Source organism: Desulfosarcina variabilis str. Montpellier (assembly GCF_048565275.1).
Classification (GTDB): Bacteria; Desulfobacterota; Desulfobacteria; order Desulfobacterales; family Desulfosarcinaceae; genus Desulfosarcina; species Desulfosarcina variabilis.
Genome location: NZ_CP159846.1, coordinates 2,471,382 through 2,495,219, shown reverse-complemented (window position 1 = coordinate 2,495,219; position 23,838 = coordinate 2,471,382). Strand labels below are relative to the sequence as shown.

At 50.0% G+C, this 23,838-nt stretch carries 27 protein-coding genes; 13 read left to right on the top strand and 14 right to left on the bottom strand.

Annotated elements, in window-relative coordinates; genetic code table 11:
- Positions 1-54 precede the first annotated feature (54 nt).
- A complete protein-coding gene (locus tag Dvar_RS11290) occupies positions 55-555 on the bottom strand; it encodes a hypothetical protein (protein ID WP_419661800.1) in 501 nt (166 codons plus the stop codon).
- A gap of 91 nt (positions 556-646) precedes the next feature.
- On the opposite strand from Dvar_RS11290, the gene Dvar_RS11285 reads away from it, so the two are divergent.
- Positions 647-889, top strand: a complete 243-nt coding sequence (locus Dvar_RS11285; protein WP_419661799.1) for a FitA-like ribbon-helix-helix domain-containing protein — start codon at positions 647-649, stop codon at positions 887-889.
- Entirely contained in the window at positions 886-1,293 is a 408-nt protein-coding gene (locus tag Dvar_RS11280) for a type II toxin-antitoxin system VapC family toxin (protein ID WP_419661798.1), read from the top strand. The genes Dvar_RS11285 and Dvar_RS11280 overlap by 4 nt, the downstream gene beginning before the upstream one ends.
- A gap of 58 nt (positions 1,294-1,351) precedes the next feature.
- Here the strand turns inward: Dvar_RS11280 and Dvar_RS11275 are convergent, their stop codons facing one another.
- Both Dvar_RS11275 and Dvar_RS11270 read right to left on the bottom strand, forming a co-directional pair.
- Entirely contained in the window at positions 1,352-2,116 is a 765-nt protein-coding gene (locus tag Dvar_RS11275; RefSeq protein ID WP_419661797.1) for a YiiX family permuted papain-like enzyme, read from the bottom strand.
- The gene (locus Dvar_RS11270; protein WP_419661796.1) at positions 2,055-2,387 is read right to left on the bottom strand and encodes a GNAT family N-acetyltransferase; all 333 of its coding nucleotides are present in this window, start codon (positions 2,385-2,387) and stop codon (positions 2,055-2,057) included. Before Dvar_RS11270 ends, Dvar_RS11275 begins: the two co-directional genes overlap by 62 nt.
- A 122-nt stretch (positions 2,388-2,509) precedes the next feature.
- Here Dvar_RS11270 and Dvar_RS11265 point away from each other — a divergent pair, with 122 nt between their 5' ends.
- The 3 genes from Dvar_RS11265 (at position 2,510) to Dvar_RS11255 (ending at position 4,871) form a co-directional block, all read left to right on the top strand.
- The gene (locus Dvar_RS11265; protein WP_419661795.1) at positions 2,510-2,995 is read left to right on the top strand and encodes a hypothetical protein; all 486 of its coding nucleotides are present in this window, start codon (positions 2,510-2,512) and stop codon (positions 2,993-2,995) included.
- Positions 2,996-3,206: 211 nt separating this feature from the next.
- Complete coding sequence (locus Dvar_RS11260; protein WP_419661794.1) at positions 3,207-4,121, top strand: hypothetical protein; 915 nt, start codon at positions 3,207-3,209, stop codon at positions 4,119-4,121.
- Positions 4,122-4,706: 585 nt separating this feature from the next.
- Positions 4,707-4,871, top strand: coding sequence for a cache domain-containing protein (locus Dvar_RS11255; RefSeq protein ID WP_419661793.1), 165 nt, complete (start codon positions 4,707-4,709; stop codon positions 4,869-4,871).
- A 282-nt stretch (positions 4,872-5,153) separates the two neighbouring features.
- Here Dvar_RS11255 and Dvar_RS11250 read toward each other — a convergent pair whose 3' ends face one another.
- Together Dvar_RS11250 and Dvar_RS11245 are read right to left on the bottom strand one after the other, a co-directional pair.
- A complete protein-coding gene (locus tag Dvar_RS11250; protein WP_419661792.1) occupies positions 5,154-6,776 on the bottom strand; it encodes a benzoate-CoA ligase family protein in 1,623 nt (540 codons plus the stop codon).
- 85 nt (positions 6,777-6,861) lie between these two features.
- On the bottom strand, positions 6,862-7,656 hold the full coding sequence (locus Dvar_RS11245; protein ID WP_419661791.1) for an IclR family transcriptional regulator: 795 nt from the start codon (positions 7,654-7,656) through the stop codon (positions 6,862-6,864).
- Positions 7,657-8,302: 646 nt separating this feature from the next.
- On the opposite strand from Dvar_RS11245, the gene Dvar_RS11240 reads away from it, so the two are divergent.
- From Dvar_RS11240 to Dvar_RS11220, 5 genes are all read left to right on the top strand, one after another.
- Positions 8,303-9,361, top strand: a complete 1,059-nt coding sequence (locus Dvar_RS11240; RefSeq protein WP_419661790.1) for a TRAP transporter substrate-binding protein — start codon at positions 8,303-8,305, stop codon at positions 9,359-9,361.
- A 61-nt stretch (positions 9,362-9,422) separates the two neighbouring features.
- Positions 9,423-9,908 (top strand): TRAP transporter small permease, encoded by a 486-nt coding sequence (locus Dvar_RS11235; RefSeq protein WP_419661789.1) that lies wholly within the window; start codon positions 9,423-9,425, stop codon positions 9,906-9,908.
- A complete protein-coding gene (locus Dvar_RS11230) occupies positions 9,908-11,212 on the top strand; it encodes a TRAP transporter large permease (protein WP_419661788.1) in 1,305 nt (434 codons plus the stop codon). Before Dvar_RS11235 ends, Dvar_RS11230 begins: the two co-directional genes overlap by 1 nt.
- A 139-nt stretch (positions 11,213-11,351) precedes the next feature.
- Entirely contained in the window at positions 11,352-12,140 is a 789-nt protein-coding gene (locus tag Dvar_RS11225; protein ID WP_419661787.1) for an amidohydrolase family protein, read from the top strand.
- Positions 12,141-12,317: 177 nt separating this feature from the next.
- Complete coding sequence (locus tag Dvar_RS11220; protein WP_419661786.1) at positions 12,318-13,076, top strand: IclR family transcriptional regulator; 759 nt, start codon at positions 12,318-12,320, stop codon at positions 13,074-13,076.
- 97 nt (positions 13,077-13,173) lie between these two features.
- Here Dvar_RS11220 and Dvar_RS11215 read toward each other — a convergent pair whose 3' ends face one another.
- The 3 genes from Dvar_RS11215 to Dvar_RS11205 form a co-directional block, all read right to left on the bottom strand.
- Positions 13,174-13,968 (bottom strand): IclR family transcriptional regulator, encoded by a 795-nt coding sequence (locus Dvar_RS11215; protein ID WP_419661785.1) that lies wholly within the window; start codon positions 13,966-13,968, stop codon positions 13,174-13,176.
- Between the two features lie 306 nt (positions 13,969-14,274).
- Entirely contained in the window at positions 14,275-15,606 is a 1,332-nt protein-coding gene (locus Dvar_RS11210; RefSeq protein ID WP_419661784.1) for a phenylacetate--CoA ligase family protein, read from the bottom strand.
- 50 nt (positions 15,607-15,656) lie between these two features.
- Positions 15,657-15,833, bottom strand: a complete 177-nt coding sequence (locus Dvar_RS11205) for a hypothetical protein (RefSeq protein ID WP_419661783.1) — start codon at positions 15,831-15,833, stop codon at positions 15,657-15,659.
- Positions 15,834-16,384: 551 nt separating this feature from the next.
- Here Dvar_RS11205 and Dvar_RS11200 point away from each other — a divergent pair.
- On the top strand, positions 16,385-16,942 hold the full coding sequence (locus Dvar_RS11200; protein ID WP_419661782.1) for a universal stress protein: 558 nt from the start codon (positions 16,385-16,387) through the stop codon (positions 16,940-16,942).
- Positions 16,943-17,217: 275 nt separating this feature from the next.
- Here Dvar_RS11200 and Dvar_RS11195 read toward each other — a convergent pair whose 3' ends face one another.
- A complete protein-coding gene (locus tag Dvar_RS11195; RefSeq protein ID WP_419661781.1) occupies positions 17,218-17,910 on the bottom strand; it encodes a Crp/Fnr family transcriptional regulator in 693 nt (230 codons plus the stop codon).
- Between the two features lie 249 nt (positions 17,911-18,159).
- Here Dvar_RS11195 and Dvar_RS11190 point away from each other — a divergent pair, with 249 nt between their 5' ends.
- Together Dvar_RS11190 and Dvar_RS11185 are read left to right on the top strand one after the other, a co-directional pair.
- Positions 18,160-18,345: a DUF2080 family transposase-associated protein gene (locus Dvar_RS11190; protein ID WP_419661780.1), complete on the top strand. Its 186-nt coding sequence runs from the start codon at positions 18,160-18,162 to the stop codon at positions 18,343-18,345.
- Between the two features lie 33 nt (positions 18,346-18,378).
- Positions 18,379-18,813 (top strand): N-acetyltransferase family protein, encoded by a 435-nt coding sequence (locus Dvar_RS11185; protein ID WP_419661779.1) that lies wholly within the window; start codon positions 18,379-18,381, stop codon positions 18,811-18,813.
- Positions 18,814-18,841: 28 nt separating this feature from the next.
- On the opposite strand, the gene Dvar_RS11180 is transcribed toward Dvar_RS11185, so the two are convergent.
- The 5 genes from Dvar_RS11180 to Dvar_RS11160 are packed head-to-tail and all read right to left on the bottom strand — an operon-like array spanning position 18,842 to position 23,709.
- A complete protein-coding gene (locus tag Dvar_RS11180) occupies positions 18,842-19,567 on the bottom strand; it encodes a winged helix-turn-helix domain-containing protein (RefSeq protein WP_419661778.1) in 726 nt (241 codons plus the stop codon).
- 16 nt (positions 19,568-19,583) lie between these two features.
- The gene (locus tag Dvar_RS11175; protein WP_419661777.1) at positions 19,584-20,795 is read right to left on the bottom strand and encodes an ABC transporter permease; all 1,212 of its coding nucleotides are present in this window, start codon (positions 20,793-20,795) and stop codon (positions 19,584-19,586) included.
- Positions 20,795-21,514 carry an ABC transporter ATP-binding protein gene (locus Dvar_RS11170; RefSeq protein ID WP_419661776.1) on the bottom strand — a complete coding sequence of 240 codons (720 nt, stop codon included), beginning with the start codon at positions 21,512-21,514 and terminating at the stop codon, positions 20,795-20,797. Before Dvar_RS11170 ends, Dvar_RS11175 begins: the two co-directional genes overlap by 1 nt.
- A gap of 4 nt (positions 21,515-21,518) precedes the next feature.
- Positions 21,519-22,754, bottom strand: a complete 1,236-nt coding sequence (locus tag Dvar_RS11165; protein ID WP_419661775.1) for an efflux RND transporter periplasmic adaptor subunit — start codon at positions 22,752-22,754, stop codon at positions 21,519-21,521.
- A gap of 19 nt (positions 22,755-22,773) precedes the next feature.
- Entirely contained in the window at positions 22,774-23,709 is a 936-nt protein-coding gene (locus Dvar_RS11160) for a hypothetical protein (protein ID WP_419661774.1), read from the bottom strand.
- Between the last annotated feature and the right edge of the window lie 129 nt (positions 23,710-23,838).

The following is a 23,838-nucleotide window of genomic DNA, read 5'->3' as shown; positions in this document are numbered from 1 at the left end:
ACCCCGGCGGCTCACAGGCTGCGAGGTACGAGCGGTCCTTTGTGGAGCCGCTTGTTATGCATAATCAAATGCTTGTATGTCATCCTCTGTAACAAGATGAAAATGAGTCTTTTCGTCATACAATTTTGACTCACAAAAGTTTTTTTCAGCAGAATTGCTAATTTCTTGATTGTTTGCAGTAACTAAAACAAGTCTAAAGCGATTAAATTTTTTTTCGTTCCTCTCTGTTACGCCTGATTCCATCGCTATAGCAATTTTACTTGCTATATCATTTTCGGAATCCGCACTAATAACATAAACCAGTAATCTATCACCTATATTAATCCGTATCTCCCAGGGTTTATCTTGTCTTTTTTCATATTCTATTTTGTTAAATACTTCTTCCGGGCAACCGCAACCCAAAGTATCTCGAATAAATCTTTTCAATTGTTGGTAGTTTTTCATTTTAACCGCGTAAAGATTGGCTGAAGTATTGGTTGTACAGCTATTCTCATTGGCTAACGTGCCGGTGAGGGGCGCCCCAACGATATTACCAGAAAAAATGCTGAGCTTCATCGCGTCCCCTCCTCTGCATGGTTAGGATTTTTCTTGACAAAAAACCATTTCGCAACCATAATGCAACCGTTCTTAAAGAAAGGAGCGCCGTATGCCGTCAATCACCGTAAAGAACATTCCGCAAGAATTATATAATAAGTTAAAAATTGTTGCGACTTTGAATCATCGCAGTATTAACAATGAGATGATCAATTGCCTTGAATCCGTTCTAATGCCTCAACGCCTTACAATTAGCGAAAAATTGCTAAGAGCAAAGCGGATACGCAACAAAATAGATATCAGCAAAATTGACGCAAATGAAATCAAACGTGCTATCGAAGAAGGCAGGCCATGATAATTGTTGATACAAATATAATCGCTTATCTTTACCTGCCAACGGATTTTACACCTTTCGTTGAGGAATTGGTTGCTAAAGAACCGATATGGGGAGCTCCCTACCTTTGGCGTAGCGAGTTTCGAAATGTCCTCGCTCTATATATTCGCAAGGAACTCATTTCATTTGGGCAAGCGATCCAAATCCAGAATGAAGCTGAAATATTAATGGCCGAAAATGAATTTAAAGTCAGCTCCATAGACATTCTTACTTTAGTCAATGAAAGTTCATGCTCAGCATATGATTGTGAATTTGTTGCATTAGCTCAAGATCTCAAGACGAGTCTAATTACTACTGACAAAAAAATCCTTTCTGAATTCCCATCGATCGCAAAATCTCTCCAACTATTTCTGAAAGAATCCTAACGTTGCCTTCAGTGCGCGTGAGCGTAGCGAATCCACTGAAAGCCATTGTTACACATCCTTACTTTTCATATATCTTTACCAATAGTGGTGATTCGAAAATGGAAGAGGGAGATATCACCGTTTCATTTTTAGGCAAAGAATCACCGAACCGATCTCGTATCTTTGATTGCACTAAAGGATCTGAAAGATCAAAATCAGCCATAATTTGAAGTTTTCCAACTTCAAGATTTACCGCACGTTTGTAGATTTTCCATACCAACTCTGAGCAATATATCCGGTCGTCAGACCACTCGAAATAAAGATCGTAATGTTTCCCTTCGAATTTTTTTCCGACCTCCAGCATTTTGTTGATTGCATCAGGCGTGAGAACTTTTTTTGCGTTTGAAAGGCGTTTTACCGTGAAGTGTTTACCGCTTCCACGTGAAATCCAATCATTGAGAGGCGTAAGTTTTACTGGTTCGATAGCTTCATAAACAAACGGCTTACCATCTCGGATATAAATTATCCCCATATGGCTATATTTTGAATTCGTTGCTTTCTGAATAGCCAAACTTTGAGATGAACGTGAGGTCTGAAAAATAATATCGCCGTTTTCCGGTTTATAATCCTGATGACTTTTGCAGCCTATTATTAAGAGCAACAGAATTATGCTTTTTATGAAAATAGATTTAATCATGTTTCCTTCGTGTGTGTAACGACCGAACTCAAGGGCAACTTGCGGCTGGCGGAGCCAGCTGTAAGTTGTCCCTTGCATCGATTTTTTATGTGTTCGGCTGCTCTTTTTTAATAAAATAGCATGATACTTCTTTTGGCTGCTCTCCAAATTTAGCTATTTTACGGTAATCGTTTTTTCTACAACGCATTCCAGTTTTTTGCATCACCCTTAGAGAAGCAGAATTTTCAACGAGCCCACAAGATCGTATTTCATTTATTGAGGATATATTGTTAAAGATCCAATCAATTAAAGATTTAGCTGATTCAGTCATGATACCTTTGTTCCAATGTTCTTCTGATAGTACATAATCTATCTGTCCAATACATTCGCTTTTTTGAGTAAAACTGATCAGACCAATTAGAGACGTTGGATTTTGCAACCCAGCCCTTTCAAGGTAGTACTATGAATTCTCTAATGAGATTATAGAACTCATAATAATGATTAACATTTCTCTCGGTTTGAGATAAAGCATGGCCGAAAATCATACTTGGAGGGATCATTATGTTGAGTTCTGTGTTCGAGCCGTTTGTGGAACAAAGCCCGATTTGCGTCATGGCCCGGGGCCTTATGGAACGTGTATTGAATCCGGACCAACTGAACGAGTTGTTCGACCGTACAGCGGAGGAACAGTACACAAAGGATCTTTTGTTTTCCTCGGTCTTTAATCTCATGGGCTTGGTGTTTTTAGGGAGCTACCGCTCGGTTAGTGCCGCCTACAAGGACTTAAAAAAAGACATCGGTGTTTCCATCGCCTCGGTCTATAACAAACTCAATGGTATCGAACCTGCCACATCGGCCCAATTGGTAAGCTATGCCATCGAACAGGTAGAACCCATTATTCGTGATCTTGGGGGCACCATGCCGCCACTGTTGCCGGGAAAACGGATCAAACTGCTCGATGGCAATTGCATTGAAAAAAGTCAGCATCGGCTCAAAGAACTGCGCGATATCAGTTCCGGTCCACTTCCGGGTAAATCAAAGGAATAAGCAATAGTACTATTGCTATAAAGGACTAGTCTTGAAAAGTCAAAAACGAATTTTCCTGTTGGAACCCTGCCTGTGTTGCTCTTACTATCTGGACCATCCTGATTTAAAAATTGTCCACTGAACGCGTTTATGGTATGAGAACGAGTCCGATGATATTCTTTAGATAATATTCTTTAACAGATAAAAAAACGGGAACGGCGCAATGGACCGGATGACATCAAAAGTAACGCAATGGATTGAACAGGAAAACAGAGACCCAAGAAGTGCCCGTTGGCAGGCCGCTCTGGAAGAGATCATGACCCTTTTCATTCCGCGGCTGGAACAGGGGAAGTTGACACCTGTCAGCCCTCTGGAAGAGCAGGACATCCCAAAATTCAAGTCAGCCCTGGCCAGTATAGATTTAAGTCCGGGATTATGGGCCGCCTTTTTGCCCCCTTCTGCAGCCGCTCTGATCATTCCCCCTGCCGATGCCATGGAAGAATTGGTAAGAATCGACAAAGATAAGCCGTCTTATAAAATCATCATCCAAAGACCCGGCAAGGAAAGCCGTATCCTGTGTGCAGAAATTTCAGAATATGCACACCGGCTGGGCATCGATATTTTCCAGGAAGGTGCCTTACTGGGCAGTTTCAACTATAAAACCTATGAAATCTGCATTGAAGAGATCACAAAGGCTGTCCGCGCCCATGCCTGGGAAAAGGATAAGTGGTCCAAGGAAAACATCATTGCCTACACCGTAAACTGGTTTGAAAAGGTATTATATCTTGAACAAGCTGATGTAAGCGTGGAGGAAAAACAGTCCTTTTTCCATTCCCCCACCCTGATCCAGACGAACCGTGTGGATGCGTTGTTCCGTCTTTTGACTGCAGTTCTGAAGCATCGTTTTCAAGCTGATCCAGAAAAATTCACAGCTTCCCTGCCCGACCAAACCGGAAACAGTGAAGACAGAATTTCAGCCTGCAGTTCCCTTGCAGAATCGTATCTTCTGGACCTGCTGAACGTCGTCCGCTCCCTGGAACTGATTGACTTTAGCAAATTCTCCGGCCAGGAAGAGAAAAAATTCAAGACCGAATTCACCCGATCTGTCCGGAAGCTTTCATCAGATCTCGAGAAAATGGATTCGTAATCCCGCCTGTTATAGGGGCACGCCGTAAACGGCATATTACGCACCATTGATTATATGCCCCAAAAGACTTCTTCTCAGGAAGGCTTTTTTTTCGAAAGTTAGTTCCTTGAGTGCCGATAATAATGCTGAAAATTCAATCTATTTTAAAGGGGGTGAGTGCCGGATGGAAGAAATGGGCAACGACCCGGATCACAAATCGGGCAGAGGATTCTTTTTCCTCGGCATATGATTAATCGAAGAATTTTAATGGAATCAATGGAGGGATGGTTTGAAAAAATATGTTATTGCATATCTAGCCTTTTTTACTGTGATGACAATTACAATGCCCGCGCTGGCAGGATCGCGTGACGAATGCATCGCCAAATGCAAAGAGGCCAGCGAATATGTCAAGAACCACGGAATTGACGCTGCGGTAAAAGAGATCTCAAATAAAGACGGCCTATTCGTATGGAACAAAGGTATCAGCTATGTGTTTTTGATGAACCTGAAAGGCAAAATGCTGGCCCATCCTCATGATCCGAACCTTGCCAAGCGGGACACGCTGATAGACCTTATGGACACCGATGGAAAACCTTTTGTAAAGGAATGTTACGGACCGCCGAAAAAGGAAAAGGATGGTCAAAATATAACTGGCCGGTGCCGGGGATGGATGTCGTCAAGCCCAAGCATACCTTTATTTACCGTGTTCCCGATACCGACTATTTTGTGGGTGCTGGAATTTATATCATGGGACCAAGTGTATATTACTGATCCGTTAAACCCGACATCCGCCTGCACGACCTGATACCGACATCTCAGCACCAATTGCCCCGTCCATGCATCTGCCATTCCTCGAAAAATATCATCAGATCCTGTACTTGCATCACCTTGCATCCCTCAGAACATAGCCTTGCGTTTTCCTGATAACTGTCCAAGACATTATCAATTGAAATAACATAGTTGTAAAAATGGCTTAAGGGCGAAACCGCTAAGCCATTTTTTATTCATTGTTAAGCGGCATGAATCCGCGTTTTCTTTATAAAATAGGTATCATCATACCTGAGGCGCATCACAGGTATCGGGAACCTGCGGCGCTTCACGCAGTTTATAGCGCTGGATCTTGCCGGTGGACGTTTTGGGCAGGTCATCCACGAACTCAATCAGGCGGGGATATTTGTGCGGCGCCAGGTTTTGCTTGACGTGGACTTGAAGCTCTTTGACCAGCGCATCGCTGGGTTCATAGCCACCTTTCAGGGTGACAAATCCCTTGGGTTTGACCAACCCCATGGCATCCTCGTGGCCGACCACCGCACACTCTGCCACGGCCGGGTGACTGAGCAAGGCATTTTCGACTTCCAACGGAGACATCCAGATCCCGGATACTTTCATGGTATCATTGGCCCGAGCGGAGAAGAAGAAAAACCCATCCGCATCCAGATAGCCCATGTCCCCGGTTTTCATCCAGCCATCGACCAGTGTCTCGGCCGTCTTTTCCGGTTGATTCCAGTAGCCATGAAAAATCGTGTTGCTTTTCATCCATAGTTCTCCCACCTCACAAGGCGGTACTGGATTTCCCTGCTCGTCGCGAACGTCAATGGTGTAGCCCGGCAGTGGTGTGCCACTGGCACTTTCCTTGATCTTTCCAGGACGGTTGCTGATAAAAATGAAGCTGGCCTCGGATGACCCCAGGCCATCGAAAATCTCAATGTCGAATCGATCCCGCCAGCGTTTGAACAGTGATCCGGGAAGCGCCTCGCCGGCAGAGATGCAAAAGCGCAGGCAGGTCAGGTCCGGATTGGCATCGCTTTCTTCCAGATAGTTGAGCATTTGACCGTAAGCGGTCGGCACGGAAAACAGTCCCGTGGGACGACATTTTTCGATAATGGATAAAATAGTGTCCGGTGTGGGGCGATCCGGATTCAAGATCATCGACGCGCCGTAGTAAAGCGGAAGGTAAAGCGAGTAGTTGAGCCCATAGGAGAAAAACAGTTTGGACATGCAAAAAACGCGATCATCGGGCTTGAAATCCACAACGTGGTGCCCCCAGGTTTCCACGGCATACACCAAATCCTTGTGCAGATGCATGACGGCCTTGGGGGCGCCGGTGGTTCCCGATGTATACAGCCAGTAGGAGTGGTCCATCTTGGACGTGGGATAGGTGTCAAGCCCATCATCGGCGTCTTCGATGAGCCCGTTCAGATCCACGGCACTGCCTTTGGCGCCACCGTGTACCACGATGTTGTTGACATGGGGCGCATCAGCCAAAAACGCCGACAGTTTGTCCTGGAATTCGGCTTCCATGACAATGGTTGACGCCTGGCTGTCGGTGATAAAATATTCATGATCCTTGGTGGTGGCCAAGACATTAACGGGAACGGGCACTGCGCCGATCTTCATGGCTGCCAGAAAAAGGGCCATGAATTCCGGCTGATCATAGAGCAAAATGATGACGCGGTCTTGGGGTTTTACCCCCAATTTCAGCAGGCCGTTGCCGATCTTATTCGTCAGGCGCCCCAACTGCGCATAGCTTAATTCATCATCCTGGAAGATAATCGCCGTTCGCTTTGCCCGGTCCCCCGTTAAATGGCGGTCCAACAACAAACTGACCATATTAAAGGTATCCGGCAGTTCAAAACCGCTCTCCCAAGGGCGTAACATCAATTTGTTTAGATCCATTCTTACCTCCCCCTAAAAGTGATGAATTCGAAAAATACCGTCCTGTTGTCAGACGTGTAGTGGCTAAGTTGGAAGAGCAACCAAATTAAATCTTCAGGTAGCCCAGTTCCGAGGAGATGTTTTCAGCTGCCTTGCGAACCTGACTCATGTAGGTATTGATTTGGCTCTCACTGGCATAATCAGGCAAAGGCAACGCCGCCCCCAATGCGGCGACCACCTTACGCGACGAGTCGTGAATGGGTGCGGCAAAACCCGTAATTCCCTGGTGGGCTTCGCCGCTTTCAATAACGAACCCCTTCTCGCGGATTTCAGCCAACCGCAACCAGAAGGCATCCGGATCGGTAATGCTGTTGGGTGTGTATGCCTGCAAAGGGGTTTTGGTCAAAATGCGCTGTGCTTCCTCAATGGGCATATAGGCCATCAACACCTGCCCTAACATGCCAAAGTGTAGGGGCCGGTGTTCGCCCACGGCAGAAGAGATTTTAATTTCGCTGGTGCCGTCGAATTTTTCAACATAGACCAGGTGATCATTCTGACATTGCCCCATCAGTACACTGAGCCCGGTCTTATCTCTGAGCCATCGCATGTGAACCGTCGCTGTCTTTCGAACGGAAAAGCTGGCATGGACCACTCCGCCTAATTCGAAAAGGCGCAATCCAAGTTCATATTGCTTGGTTTCGGGGTCCAATTTGAGGTAACCGCGATGGGTGAGATTGGCGAGCAGGCGTTTGGCCGTTGTTTTTTTCAACCCCAATAGCGACACCACATCAGCAAGGTTCATCTTGCGCCGTTGATATGAAAACGCGTCAAGAATGTCCAACGCCCGTTCCAAGGCTTGAACCCGATAAATATTTTTTTTGGTCTCGTCATGATGTTTCATATTATGAACCCTGGTTTCAGTTTTTTTATATATTTCATAACCATTTTCTTTGTCAATAAATAATTGGCATTCATTGAATTTAATTAATTTTTTTTGCAATTTCAGATAATTATTCGTTTTTTTAGATAAAAATCAAATTCCACATAGATTATACGCTTGACAAATCGAACGTTAGGTGAATAGAAATGAACCATTCGTTCCAAAAATTATTATATCATTTCATAATACGGAACTTATAATGACGGTTAATATCGTATTTGCAAGCGACAGCAATGATGCCATCAGGCGGACGGTGCCTCTGTAATCTGAACGTGTTTTTCTTCGATCCGCCGTCCATTGTCAGACGCCTGAGCCGCAGGGAACAAGACAGCTTATACGATAAAAGCGGTTGATACAGCCGTCGGCTGAATATGATTCAGGTCATAGACAGGCAAAAAACCGCCGTATATGCTTCAGAATTATCCCTGACAGCATAATACCCTGCGCCAACCGTATCGTTCTTTTATATGATGAAATTTTGAAACACGAAGTATAGTTGAGCCGTTTTATTTAGGGGTGCGTCCCCTACCCATGGAGGTCCTGCCATGCAGTTTATGGCGTCGGAATAATCACCTGCATTCTGTGGTCATTTAACGAGGAGGAGTCAATGAGAACTAAGCTTGCCATTTTCGTGTCCATCATCCTTATTATCGGCTTTTCAACGGGGGTTGCTTCTGCCAAAATCAAATTGACCTACAACAACTACTTTCCGCCGACGCACATGGCCTCCAAGGTTTCGGCCGAATGGTGCAAGGAAATAGAAAAACGGACCAATGGAGAAGTCAAAATTCAACACTTCGCCGGCGGTCAACTGCTTCAAAACGACAAAGTCTTTGACGGCGTTGTGCAAGGAATTGCCGATATCGGTTTCAGCAACCTGGCCTATACCCGCGGCCGGTTCCCGGAAATGGAGATGTGCGACCTGCCCCTGGGCATGCCCTCAGCCTGGGTCTCATCCCACGTGGTTCAGGAATTTTACCGCAAGTATCAACCCAAAGAGTTTGACAAAGTCAAGGTAATCTACTTCTCCGCGTGCGGCCCCAATTTAGTGGGCACGACCACCAAACCGGTCCGCGTTCTGGAAGAATTGAAAGGCCAAACGCTGCGCGCCACCGGACGAATCGCCGATACGGCGGCTGCACTGGGCGCAACGGCTCGGCCCATGGGCATCGGCGAAACCTACGAAGCGGTCAAACGCAACGTTATTTCCGGTGTCATGCTGCCCCTGGAAACGTATAAGGGATTCCGGCTCGGTGAACTGCTCAAATACTGCACGGCCAACTGGCAGGTCGGCAATGTCTATACCTTTTATGCAGTGATGAATAAGAAAAAATGGAACCGCCTGCCCGACAACATCAAAGCCGTCTTCGAAGAAGTCAACACCGAGTTTGAAGAAAAAATCGCCCAGGGATGGAATCAGATCGACATCGCCGGTTCTGACTTTTTCAAAAGCAAAGGCGGCCAGATCATTCAACTTTCCGATGACGAAGCCAAGCGCTGGAACAATGCCGTCAAACCCGTCATCGACAGCTACATCCAGGAAACGTCCAAAAAGGGTGTTAGCGCTGAAGAACTGCAAGCCAGGATCGAGTTCATCAAAACGACCAGAGATAAATTTTCCGAACTGCAAAATACCAAAGGCATTCCCTTTCCGTATGTCGAGTAGATGATTTTTCACCGGCGTCCGGGGATTCTCCCCGGACGTTTTCTATTAAGGGAGTTAGTATATGCGCACAATCAGCCAATGGGCAAATCGCTTGAGCGATTGGGGAGAGTGGGTCGGCGTATTTGGCATCATTGTAATGGTGGTCATCACCTGTGTCGATGTGGTGGGCGCCAAACTGTTCCTGCTTCCGGTGCCGGGATGCATTGAAGTGGTCAGTCTGACCCAGGTGGCAACAATTGTTTTTGCTGTGGCGGCAACCCAGCGAAGGGGCGGACATATCAGCGTGGAAATGTTTGTCACCTCCTTTCCCAAACGAATTCAAGCGATTGTTAAAATGCTGGTTTCGTTGTTGTGTCTTTGTATTTTCGTGGTTCTCGTCTATGAAGGCATTGGTCTGGGCAATGAGTATCGGGATGTCGGTGAGGTAACGGCAACCGCCCAAATACCGCTGTATCCCTTTGCCTATGCATTTTCTGTGGGACTACTGCCAGTGACGATGATGATGCTGGTCGACTTCGTTAATGCCACAAAGGAGGCCTTTTCCTGATGGATCCCGTGATTGTAGGTGTATTGGGTATTTTTTTACTGCTGTTGCTGTTTGCGCTCAACATGCCGGTCTCTTTTGCCATGGCCTTTGTGGGATTTGCCGGCTTCGGCTACCTGGTGAGTTGGGACGCGGCAATTTCGCTGCTCATTCGCGATATTTTTTCGCAACTGACCAATTACCCGCTCAATGTAATTGTGCTTTTCGTGTTGATGGGGTCTTTCGCCTTTGCCTCCGGTATGAGCAGCCGCCTGTATGAATCGGCCAATACCATATCCGGAAAAATGCCCGCCGGACTGGCCGTGGCGACCATCATGGCCTGCAGTGGTTTTGCCGCCATTTGCGGTTCAACGGCCGCAACCGTGGCCACCATCGGACGCGTGGCCCTTCCGGAAATGCGCCGCTTTGGGTACAGCCGCCGTTTATCGACCGGCTGCATCGCTTCAGCCGGTGTCATCGGCATTCTGATTCCGCCATCCACGATTTTCATTGTCTACGGAATCCTCACCGAGCAATCCATTGGTTCCTTGTTTGCCGCCGGGATCGTCCCCGGCATTGTGTTGGCCCTGTTTTTTGTCATTACCGCTTTTATCGTCGCCATTCGAAACAAGGACATCGCGCCCAGTGGCCAGGCCAGTTCGCTGACAGACAAACTCAAAGCCCTTTGGCGCATCAGCGATATCTTCCTGCTGTTCATCCTTTCCATCGGCGGATTGTTTCTGGGTTGGTACAGTCCCAACCAGGCGGCCGGTGTCGGCGCCGCCGGTGCCTTGGTTCTTGGAATGATTCACCGCGAACTGACCTGGAAGAAGTTCGTCCAGGCCTCAAAGGAAGGCTTGCGAACCGCCTGCATGATCATGATGTTGATTGCCGGCGCCTCGGTTTTCGGCAAATTCATGGCCGTCACCACCATCCCGGCCAACCTTTCCATGTGGGTCTCGGAGCTGCCGCTGCCGCCGGTCGGAATCATTGCGCTGATTTGTCTGATGTTTTTCCTGGGCGGATGTTTCCTGGACGCCATGGCACTGATCATGCTGACCATTCCCATTATCTATCCTGTGGTTTTGCAATTGAACTACGATCCGATATGGTTCGGCGTTGTCATCGTGTTGATCAGCCAGATCGCCGTGGTCACGCCACCGGTGGGGGTCAATGTATATGTAACCAAAGGCATCGTTCCGGATGTTCCCATTGCCGACATATTCAGAGGCACCTTCCCCTTTCTGGTAGCCATGTTTATTTTACTGGTTATTGTGCTTGTCATGCCCGATATGATAATGTGGTTGCCTAATTTGTTGTCCAGTTAAGGTTTTTGAACCGCAGATCACCTGGCTGTTCTATCCACCGGTGCTGACATGCTCAGTGCCGGTGGCAAGTGATGGACAGCCAGCCCTGTGGTCCATAAGCCGATTTGAATGCATTTGAATTCAGGGCCATAACAGGCAGATGTTGATTGATATGCATACCCACGTGTTCCCCCGCCGCAAAGCGCCTGAAATTCTGGGTGACATGGCAAGTCGTAAAAGCATCCCCCATTATAGCGACGGCACGGTTGACGGATTACTGGCGGGGATGAAAAAATCCGGGACCGATATATCCCTGATCAGCCGCATTACCACAAAAAAAGAGAATGTAACGGCGGTCAATGAATGGCTTTTAAGGTGCATGCGCCCTTCCATCCAGAGTCTGGCCACTGTTCATCCTGACCAGCCGGTAGCCACCAGTGATCTTGCCGCGCTCAAGAATCAAGGGTTCAAAGGCGTCAAGCTGCACCCTGACTATCAAGGCTTTTTTGTAGACGACCGCCGTATGTATCCGTTTTACGAAGCGGCGCAGACAACCCGGATGCCGGTTCTGTTTCATGCCGGTCTGGACCGGGGCCTGCCCCCGCCTGTACATGCCTTGCCATCCGGCTTAATAAAGGTTCACCGGGACTTTCCCCGTTTAAAAATGATTGCGGCCCATATGGGCGGAGAAGACAATTACCAGGAAACCGAAGACCTTTTGCTTGGGGAAAATATTTTTATCGATACATCATTTGTACTCAGGATCATGCCCGTTGGCCTGCTCAAACGGTTCTTCCGTAAACACGGGGTCGAGCGTATTCTTTTCGGCAGTGACAGCCCGTTCACCGACCAGGCCAGGGAGCTGTCATATTTGTTGAACCTTTCTTTTCTGACGACTGCGGAAAAAGAAAAAGTCGCCGGCGGAAATGCAGCATCGCTTTTCTTTTAGTTTTCCTTCCAACCTTATATAGTTCCAACCTTATATAGAAATAGAAGGTCTAGACCGCCCATCGAAGGAATGAATGTCACATGGCCGCTCAACCTGCTTTCAATTTTGCTTGACCTTTACCCTTCCGTTAGCTATATAAAATCTATTTTCTCTATATAGAACAGATAGGAGCATAGGATGCCACCCGCTTACAAACCCGTGCCAGCAGTTCAAAAATGTTTTGCCATTTTGGACCTGCTTTCCAAAAAGGATAAGCCCCTCGGTATCAGTGACATCTCCAGACAATTGGAGCTTAATAAAAGCACGGTTTTCAACATGGTCTATACGCTCATCGATCTGGACGTACTCGAGGGTATGGATGACGGGAAATTTGGATTCGGGCCTCGTTTTTACGTATTGGGTAGTGCGGCGGGAAATCGCTCCGAATTGATTCGTGTGGCCCACCCTTTTTTGCAAAGAATCAATTCTGAAACAAACCTGTCAGCTTTTTTGGGTATCCGGGCGGACCTGCAATCCGTTATCATTGACAAAGTCGATTCGGCCCATGGAATCAAAATTTCTTCTGAGATCGGCATGCAAATGCCGGTGCTGGCCGGAGCGGGCATCAAAGCCATGCTGAGCCAGTTGGAGAATCAGGACCTGAATAAAATGATCTCCGATGTAACGTTTAAACGCTACACCCCCAACAGCATTACCGAAAAGGGCGCCTACCTGGACGAAATTGACAATGTCCGCAAAGAAGGGATTGCATTTGACCGTGAAGAATACATCGAAGGCATGATGGCGCTGGGCATTCCGATCAATACCAGCGGCCGCAGCGTTCAGGCCGCGATTTGGGTGGTCGGACTCAAACAGCAGTTGGCGGAAGGCACCATCCAGCACCTGTTTCCACTACTAAAAGGCATTTCCGAAGAAATCAACCAGCGCTTTCATTAACTTGTGCCAGGGCAGCAGCCCCTTGGGTACATGATGCCCTGCCCCATAGCACCCGTTTTTTTAACAGACGCATCGCCCATGACACCGCAATGGGCCATTAAAAGGCAAAAGATTTGTCGAGCTTCTCACACAGCTTTTCAGCCATGGCACGCATGACTGAAATAGCGCCCTCAATCTTTTCATCCGCCATTTTGCTGGACAAGCCGACCGTCCAGACCCCCATGGGAGGGCCTTTGAGGTTATGCAGGGCCACGGCAGCCGCTCTGACACCGGTCAGATACTCCCCATCATCCACGGAAAAGCCTTTTTCACGAACCGTTTCAAGCTCAGCCAGATAGATTTCTTCATCCACGATGGAACGGGGCGTATGGGTCGGCAGCCCATGGTCACGAATCAGTTGTCTCACGGCTTCGACATCCTGGTCAGCAAGCAGGACTTTCCCCGATGCTCCCGCAAACAAAGGCAGAACCGTTCCGGGTGAAGCAGAGATCTTTAGCGGATCTGTCGATTCCGCCGCAGCCAGAATCATGATGCGGTTACAGATCAGCGCCCCTAAAACAACCGTTTCCTTGATTTGGTTACGCAATTCATCAATCGGTGCCTGAACCGATTCCACCAGTTTCAGGTAATTCCAGCTCGAGAAAGCCAGATCAACCACTGCCGGTCCCAGATACAGCTTGTGTCCGTCCGGATCCTGGGCCAGGGCACCTTCCCGCAGCAGGGCGTGAACCAGACCGTGGGTCGTGCTCTTACTGTATCCCAACTGGATTGACAGCTCGGTCAGCGAAAGGCTTTTGCGGGATTGGGCGACGGTGCGCAACAGCTCAAATGCACGATGGACCGCAGGCGCCTTGTATCCGGTCAATTTTCCATTTGCTGTTGTTTTTCCCATATTAATAATCGCATCGTTCCATCAAAAGCACCAAATTGGTTTACTATAGTGAATAACTATCTGATTCCATAGTTCTTGGTCAACACGCCTTCAATACAGTTAACACATTGCCATACTTTTAAATAGGATTATTTTAAATAATAAAAGGTGTTCTGGTTGCCGTCAGCTTTTTCAGCATGATGGACAAACAAACATACAAGTTCATCATAATGAACTTGTTTGGAAAAATAGGCAAGGAGAAAAATTCCCCCAAACCACGAAAAGGGACCCTGAGGTCCCTTTTCGATCGGTGATTAAAAAAACTGGTTAATGGGCCTTTCTTAAATCCTTAAAGCGCCTGGCCTTGACCTCATAACGCGGCAGGCGGCCATAGTCATAAAATTCGATTCGATATCCAAGATTGGTTTTTAAGCGCAGTTGATCCTTTAGCTGCGCCTCAAGTGCTTTCACCCGGTCCTCACACCCCGGTACGGTTTCAACTTTGAGTTTGATGCGATCAATATCGCCCAATTTATCGACCACGACCTCGTATTCATCACCCAGGCCATCGATACTGCGCACCACCTCCTCGATCGCCGCCGGACTGAGCAGAACCCCTTTGACCTTGGTGATGTCATCGGCCCGTCCTTGTACGCCGCCGCGAATCAGCCTGAATGTCGAACCGCACGGGCAGGGATCCGGGGCCCACTCGATAATATCTTTTGAATCAAAGCGGATACAGGGTTGGGCCATGCGGTCCAGGGCGGTAATGATCATTTTGCCGGGCCTGCCGGGCGTCTCGATGATTTCCCCAGTTTCCACATCTTCAATCTCAACCAGAAACATGGCCTCGTTGGCGTGGATGCCACCGGACTGCGCCCTGCACTCGTACGACCACGCACCGATCTCCGTTGCCCCGGCATGATCAAAAACCTTGGCCCCCCAGGCATTTTCCATTCTTCTTTTTGTTCCCGGAATACTGGCGCCCGGTTCCCCAGCACAAGTAATTCTTTGAATTCCCAGTTCTTTGGGATCGATGCCCATTTTATTTTGCGCTGTGTCGGCCATCCCTAAAATATAGGTCGGCGTCCCCATGATGGCAGTGGCTTTCAACTCCTGAATTTTGAGAATTCTGGCTTTGGTATCGAGGACCCCGCCGGGAATGACTTCGCAGCCCAATTTTTCTGCGGCATAATGGGCCGCCCAGAATGCCACGAACACATTATAACCAAACGGAAGAAATACCCGATCCGTAGGCCGATAGCCCTGGGCCCAAAGAATCACCGACCAGCATTCGGCCCACCACTCCCAATCCTGCCAGCTGTCCGCTTGATAGATCGCCTGGCCGGTGGTGCCACTGGTTTGCCTGAAGGCGGTCACATCACGAAGGGGCACACACAACGCATCACCATAGGGGAACGGATCTTTGCGTTGGACATCACGCATCATTTCTTTTTCCACCGTCGGCACCCGCCGAACATCATCCATGCTGCGGATATCCTCCGGTGTGATGCCGGCCTGATCGTAAAGCCGTCGATGAAACCGTGAATGATCAAAGGCCCATTTAAAAATTCGTTTAAATTTCTGCAATTGAAGATTTTTTAAGTTTTCAAGGGGCATGGTTTCCAAAACAGGGTTCCAAAAAGGAGTGTTGTCCATTGTCAGCCTCTTTGCTTGAAATCATTTAATGTCGATAATAGGGAAGGAATCTATTTCGATTGACAGTACTTTTCTGGATCGAGGAAGTTGAGCTCCAGCATTTTAATGTTGGCTGAAATACGCTGCAAATTCCGGTCAAGGGCCGGAACATCCTTGCCGATCTGCCGAAGGCTGTTCACAGATGCCTTTATGTTATTGATTTCTTTTGTTATTAATTCCATTTCCATTTAATATCGGCCTCCTTCTGGTGTTAATTTTTACGAATCCGTCCGAACAGCGACTTTTTACGAGTTCATCAATGTTGAGAAAAACCATTCCAAATCGTATCTGCACCGCCGGTGATACCAACCCACGCGTCATCCATACTGCAGCTTGTTGGTATCGATCATAAAGGACGCCATCAGCGTGTGTATATGATCCGCATCATATAAAAATTCAATTTCCTCCCTGTGCCATACACCCCTCTTTTTTTTGTGAGCAAGGGCATGGTGGTACCGCTCGGCATCAAAACACTTTTTTTGTATTGACAGTGTTTGCAGTGTGTTATATAGACGATACACATTATTCTCGTCAATGGATCAGTATTAACCAAATCATGGGCGGTTGATGGTAGGGCCCAGTGATTTTGAGAAGTTGTCGTTTTTATCATCGTGGGTATATTTCGAGGGTGTTCGTTTTTACCAGCAGCTGTTTTCCGGATGCCATGGCGTGCACCATGCCGACTATCCCCCATCAACCACAAGGCGTTGCCCTTATAATTTAAAAGTGAGGCAAAATTATGTTTAAAGGGATTAAGAACATTCTGTTTACCACCAACTTATCCAAAAACTGTGTGCCCGCGTTCGATGTCGCCGTGATGCTGGCCATGCAGTTTAAAGCTAAAATTATACTTCTGCATGTACTCGAAAAAATTCCAGATTACGTTGAAGGTCGGTTAGAGGGGCTCTTGGGTGAGGAGCAGTGGAAAGAAATGATGCATTCGCACGAAAATGAAATTCGCCAGAAATTAATCGGCAAACGGTCATCCAACGTGCTCATTCAAAAAGCCCTGGAACATTTCTGTGCCGAAGCCGGCATTGATGATGACGCCTGTGGCTACCAGGCAAGAGAGGTCGTGATCGATGACGGTGATGTTGTTGAATCCATCCTTGTCAACGCAAAAGTCCATGAATGCGATGTGATCATCATGGGTGCACCGGAGACCCGACTGCTGAAAAAATCCATTGGTTACGCCACCAAAACGGTGCTGAAAAAGTCAAAGGTACCGGTCATTGTCGTGCCGGTCGATCCCAAGGAAAAAAAAGATTTACCCGATTTGTCCAGCTGGAGCAGCTAGTCCCCGTCTATATCTGGACCCAATAACGATAAAAACGATAATTTTCTTGTGTGTTTGTGAATGCTTAAGAGCCGGTTTTCGTGGTCCCTGAGAGGCCAGATGGCCGGCTTTTTTTAGGGCGCAGGCAAGCAATCATTGCTCCTGATGGCGCCGGATTTGTGTTCGTCGACAAGGTTTATTTGCCGGTGCATATAAGGACATGTGCCAGTGGACGGAACGCCCTATACGGACGCAGGGACAAGCAAGATGGTGGCATCTATTGCTTGCCTGCGCCCTTAAATCCACAACTCATCTGTTTCAGGATCAATCAACGCTTCGGGGTTGATGATATGAATCTGCCCCCGGCGTTTTTCAATGGTGCCCACTTGCCGCAGATTGCCCAGAACCCTCAGGGCCGTCTCGGTTGTCGTGCCGGCCAATTCCGCAATTTCCACCGCTGTAAAGTTCAAAACCGGTCCGAATTTTTTTGAAAGGGTATGCAGCGTCCGTTTGAGCCGCTCGATGACCTTTTTTTCCAGCATATCCAGAATACGGCTGTTCGAACTGTCAACCGCCTGCCCGAGGGTATCGATGATATTGATGATCAACTGCGGGTGGGCAAAGGCAAATTCGATAAATATTTTATTTTGAACGCTGACGATTGTCGTATCCCGCGCGGCTTCGGCCATGTTCGCACGGGAAGCCTTCGTAAACGGGCTGACCAGATTGATCGGCTCGCCCGGTCCCGCCAGAAGGTAGGTCAGCCGTTTGCCTAAGGCAGAGTACCTGGATACGCGGATCAGCCCATACTCCACCAGGGCAAAATTATCGTAGGGCGTATCAGACCTAAAAACCACTTGGTTTTTTGTGTATCGTTTGATAACCGCGGCGTTGGCAATCTCTTTTTGCGCGTCAGGAGAGAGGCCTTTCATCACCGCGGCCCGACTGAATAATGCAATCTTGCGTTCAAGGTTGGTCGATTCACACATACGCTGTGGTCCTTTGTGATGAGGCCAGACAATCACCTTAAATTGAGTATAGTCAATCGGTTTAAAAATTAGGTCAAGTATTCAATAGACATTTTCAAATGGAAAAACAAGGCATCAACGATGTAGCTAAAAAATAGCAACATTTTAGCTAAACTCGCTTGACCCCTTCCCTGACTGTTGTTAAAAAGTGGAAAAAACGTTCCTCTAATTAACTTTAAGACAGATATTTGAAATGGACGGACATTCATTATGACAGACGATCGAAAAAACCAGACGGAAGAACTGCCGCCGGGTTATCCCCCTACGAAAGTCAAATTTGAGATATATGGGGAAGAGATGATCGAAAAATTGGTCAAATCCAGCGGAAACAGCGGTCGTGTGTATTTACCACCAGACTGGGTGGGCCGTCACGTGAAGATCATTCGAGTCGATTAACCAACCCATTATCATCAGTAAAAGGACCTTTCCGTGGAAGACATTCGAGTCAGAGAACTTGAGGCAAAAGATGCGGACGATATCGCCGTTATCTATGCCTCCATCGTCCGCAAACCCGTGGAAGTGGATTTTAAAGCCCTGATCGAACAGCATGCGCAAAACCAAAACGATATCTGCTATGTCGCGGAGTTAAACGGCAAAATCATCGGATTTATGATCAGCTATATTTTAACATTTGGCTTTGGTATCGAAAAAAGTGCCTGGATCGCGTCGTTAGGCGTTGACCCTGAATTCATGGGGCAGGGAATCGGTGACCACCTGGCCAGACAGATCTTTTCAATTTACAAGCGTATGGGCATCACGCGGGTCTATACCTCGGTGCGCTGGGACTCCACTGACCTGCTTTCCTTTTTCAAAACTTTAGGGTTTGACCGTAGCCGTTTCATCAACCTGAAAAAGGATATTTAGTACTTAGGGTACAGCCAAAAATAATTTCTTAGCATTGCCTCCCATCGCGGCCCACAAACAGGTACCCGACTCCTCTGATCGTTTTCACAAAACTCGGATTATCAACACTATCGCTTAGTTGTTGACGTATTCGGGAGATATACACATCCACGCTGCGATCAAATCCATTGTATTTTTCATTATACAGCGCTTCATAAAGCTCATCCCGGGAAACCACCCGTCCCGAGCGCTTGGCCAGATACCAGAGCAATTCAAACTGCATGGTGGTCAAATCGATTGACCGGCCGCCCAGCGATACCGTTCTCAGTGAGGCATCCACCACCAGATCCCCGATCCGGATCTGCCGGCCGTTTCCATTTCCAGCCGAACTGTGACTGCGCCTCAAATGGGCAATGATGCGGGCAGTCAACAGGCCCGGCGATACCGGCGTCTGAACATAATCATCGGCGCCCCGCTCAAAGGCCAGCAATTGGGACGCGTCGTCGCCGTCTTTACCGGTAAAAAGGATATGACCATTGTAATACGGGCGGACCATGCTGCATACATCATAGCCACCGGCCACCGGCAGATCCGCATCAAGCAGCACCACATCCGGTGCACGCGTGATGATTTCATCGATCGCCTTGCTGCTTTCCTCAAGGCAATGGACATCAAACTCCTTGGCTGACAGATAATCGGCCAGCGAAGGGATCGCACTTAGGTTGGCTTCACAAAGAAAAATCGTAGACCTTTTTTTAAGCATATCCGACGTCATTGGAATATCTCCTTTTTTACTCATACCGTAATGCTTCAATGGGATCCAGGTGGGCCGCTTTTCTGGCGGGGAAATAACCAAAGGCAACCCCCACAGCCCCCGAAAAAGCAAACGCCGCCAGCACAATTCCCGGTTTGAAAACAAAAGGCACGCCGATCAACCGGCTGCCCATCCAGGCGGCGGACAATCCCAAGGTAATACCGATCAGACCACCAAAAGCCGCCAGCACCACCGCTTCCACCAAAAATTGCATCAACACTTCCTGCGCCAGGGCACCGATGGCCAGACGGGTACCGATTTCACGGGTCCGCTCAGTCACCGAAACCAGCATAATGTTCATAATGCCGATCCCCCCCACCAGAAGGCTGACCCCGGCCACGGCGCCCAACAGGGCGGTAAGCACAGTCGTTGTACCGGTCAGTGTATCAATCAGTTCTTTCATATCGCGCACGTGGAAATCATCTTCCTGGTCGGGTTTGATCCCGCGCCGCTCACGCATCAGCCCCTCGATGGTGGACTTGACGGTTTGGGTGGACACCCCGTCGGCCACCGCCACGAGAATCGTCTCGACATCCGTTGTACCGGTCATCCGCCGCTGCAGGGTACGCAACGGAACAATCACCAGATCATCCTGATCATCACCGAAATTGGACTGGCCCTTCTCCTTGAGCACGCCGATGACTTTAAGGGAAATGGCCCCCAGGCGGATGGCCTGGCCAATGGGCGACGCCGTTCCGAAAAGCTCGGTTTGCACGGTGCGCCCCAAGAGGCAAACCCCTTTGCCGGCGCTCAGCTCCGCCTCGCTGAACTGCCGGCCGTCGGTCAGGGTCCATCCCTGGACAGAAAGAAACGCGTTGGTGGCGCCGGTCACCGATGTAGACCAGTTGGCGCTGCCATGAATGGCCTGACTGGACGTTTGCGCCATGGGGGCAACGGCGATCAGACCGGCAACGGTATTTTCGATGGCCTTGACATCGGCAAGGGTGAATTCGTCCGCACGCGACCTTGCCCCGCCCGGCCCCCGCATGCCCTGGCCGGGACGCACATGCAGGATGTTGGTGCCCAGCTTGGAAATATCATCGGTTACCTTGGCCGTGGCCCCGCTGCCCAGGGTGACCATTAAAATCACCGCGGCCACGCCGATCACGATGCCCAGGATGGTCAAGAATGAGCGCAGCACATTGCGCCGGATGGTGCGCTGGGCCAGCAAAATCGTATCCAGGAGCATCAGGCGGCCATGCCTTTCTCCACATCGCCGGTCAGCCGGCCATCCACGAAATGAATCTGACGATCGGCATAGGCCGCCATTTCCGGTTCATGGGTCACCATCACGATGGTAATCCCCTCTCGGCGGTTGAAATCCACGAGCATTTGCATGATCTCCCGGCTGCGCTGGGAATCCAGGTTACCGGTGGGCTCGTCGGCAAGCAGCACCCGCGGCCGCCCCACAATGGCCCTGGCAATGGCCACCCGTTGCTGTTGTCCGCCGGACAGCTCCCCCGGCGTATGGGTGGCCCGATCATCCAGTCCCACCGCACACAGCGCATCCATGGCCAGGGTGCGGCGCTGCCTGGCCGGCATCCGGCGATAAACCAGCGGCAATTCGACATTTTCAAGGGCCGAGGTACGGCTGAGTAAATTGAACCCCTGAAAAATAAATCCCATATAAAAGCGCCGCAGCATGGCGCGCTGGTCCCGGCTCAGACCGCCCACGGCCACGTCATCGAAGACATAGGTGCCCTGGGTGGGCGTATCCAGGCAGCCCAGAATGTTCAGGCAGGTTGACTTTCCGGACCCGCTGGGACCCATCATGGCCACAAATTCACCGGCCCCGACGCTCAGCGTGACCCGGTCCAGGGCCCGCATGGCCGTCGGGCCTTTGCCGTAAATCTTGGTTACCGCATTCAATGCGATCAGATGTCCTGTTGTTGCCTCCGATCTTTGCATGGTCTCATCCTTTTGGCGTCAGCACACTGATGACCAGCGGCATGCCCGCGTCTAGTTCAGGCGACCTCACGGCGGTCAGGATGCCGTCCGTGCTGATGGGCGTCACCGGCACCGGTACCGGTCGGTTGGCTTTCAACACCCACACCGTGGCCGGTTTTTCAGCACCTCCGGGTGGATTCGGCGCACCTGCCTGGCCGCTGTTTTTTTTCGGTGCGTTATGCGGCGGCGGCCCCGGCATCAAACGGCCCAGCAGACTTTTCTTGTCGGCTTGGATGGCAGGCGGCTGGGGCGGGGTGAACCGCAGGGCCGTGTTGGGCACCAGCAACTGCTTTTCGTCACGCTGGACAATGATATTGGCCGTGGCGGTCATCCCCGGCCGCAACAACAGGTCCGGGTTTTCAACCTTCAAGACGGTTTTATAGGTCACCACCCCGTCGGTCTCTTCGGCCCCGAATCGCACCTGGGTGATGGTGGCCGAAAAGATCCGGTTCGGATAGGCGTCCACGGAAAATGTGGCCTGTTGTCCGTCCTTGACCGCGCCCACATCGGCCTCGTCCACATCCACCTGCAGTTCCATATGGCGCAAATCCTCGGCCAGGGTGTACAGCACCGGCGCCTCCAGGGAGGCCGCCATGGTCTGTCCCGGTTCCATATCCCGGCTGAGTACGACCCCGCTGATGGGGGCGTAAATGACCGTCTTTTTGAGCTCGGTTTCATTTTCCTTGAGTGCCGCACTGGCTATATCAATGGCCGCGACCGCAGCCTGCACCGCGGCAATGGCGCGCTCCAGGTCTGCCTCGGCCTGTTCCAGATCCTCAAGGGAGGGCAGTTTGCCGCCGGTCAGTTCACGGGTTTTCCGGTAGCGCGCCAGGGTTTTTTGATTGGCATGACGGGTGGCCAGGGCTTCCTGATAGTTGGCCTTGGCCGAGGCCACCTCGGCCCTTGATTTCATAACGGCCGCCTTGTATTTGGCATCATCCAGGTAGGCCAGGGGCTGGCTCGCCTCTACCGTATCGTTGTCTTTAAGGCACTGCCACCATTCTTCTACAGTCAGGTCCGGGGAGCCGGTTGCATTTGCAGAAACACTGTGCCATTGCTCCGGCAAGGCCGTAGTCGGCGGCACATAATCCGGGCCCACCGCAGCGCAACCGGTCAACCCCAGCAGCACGGCCACGATGACAACCCGCCACCAATGCCATGCACGATGGCCGCAGCTTTGAATGTCTTGTGGATATGGCATCACCATTTTCAAAAACCCCTTAACCATTTGCCTGATCAGCCAATCGTACCTGCAGCCACACACCGCGTTGGTCCTTCTTTTCACCCGGGGAGGGCCCACCATGGCCGCTTTCCATTTGTGGGCCGCCCATCATCCCGCCCGGCCGCCCCATGGAACCGCCGGGTCCCGGCCCACCACCCCCGCCAGGAGGCCCCCCCTGCCCCGCGTCACCATCGGTGCGCTGGGGTTTTCGATCCTCGCCGTCAGCCCCGCCGCTCATGATACCGATCCCAACCATCCCCCCCGGTGCAAGATCCGCCAGTGAGGGGGCAGCCTTGAAGGCAATGCTGAATTCATACACCAGGGACCGCCCCTTGGCCTGTCCCACACCGATATCTATGCCGGTGCGCCGGATTTCCTCCATGGTCATGGTCAACGGCCCGGTGGCGTCACCGTAGGTAACGGCCACGTGCTTGATTGGCTCGATGGGCGCCATGGGCGGCTTTTTTCCATTGGTCTGGGGGGTCTTTTCAGCAGGTGGCTGCGCACCCGCTGCCGATGGGGGACGGTGACCGGGTCCCCTGGGCGATCCACCGGGCACATGAATCCCCAAGATTTTTTCTTTGCCCCCCGTGGCATCGATCCAGACCGTCAGGCCATCCATTAAAAACGGTTGTTTCACAGCTGTCTTGATGCACAGGGCCAGGGATTGATGGTCATTGAGCACATAAGCCGCCATGTTAAGGTCATCGTCCACGAACTGGGGATTGGTCGGCCATTCGCTGTCCATCCCATTGGTGACAATCTCAACCTGCTTCCAGCCACCGGCGACCTGCGGGGTCGAACATCCCAACAACCCGCCGATCAATAAACAAATCGATACAAAGACGAGCAGTTGTGGACAAAATCGTTGAAACACAGGGTTTTTAGCGGGCATGGGGATCGACCCGGTCAGGTCATCTGTGGGCGGCAGCATTGAAGCTCCATTCGATCGGCAGGGGATTCAACCGCAAGGTCAGGGGTGCAAGATGCCTTGCGATTGAATCCCCGCCGTATAGTCGGGGCAGCGGGCGGTGGGAACCTTAACCCCCGACCGCTGCCTCGT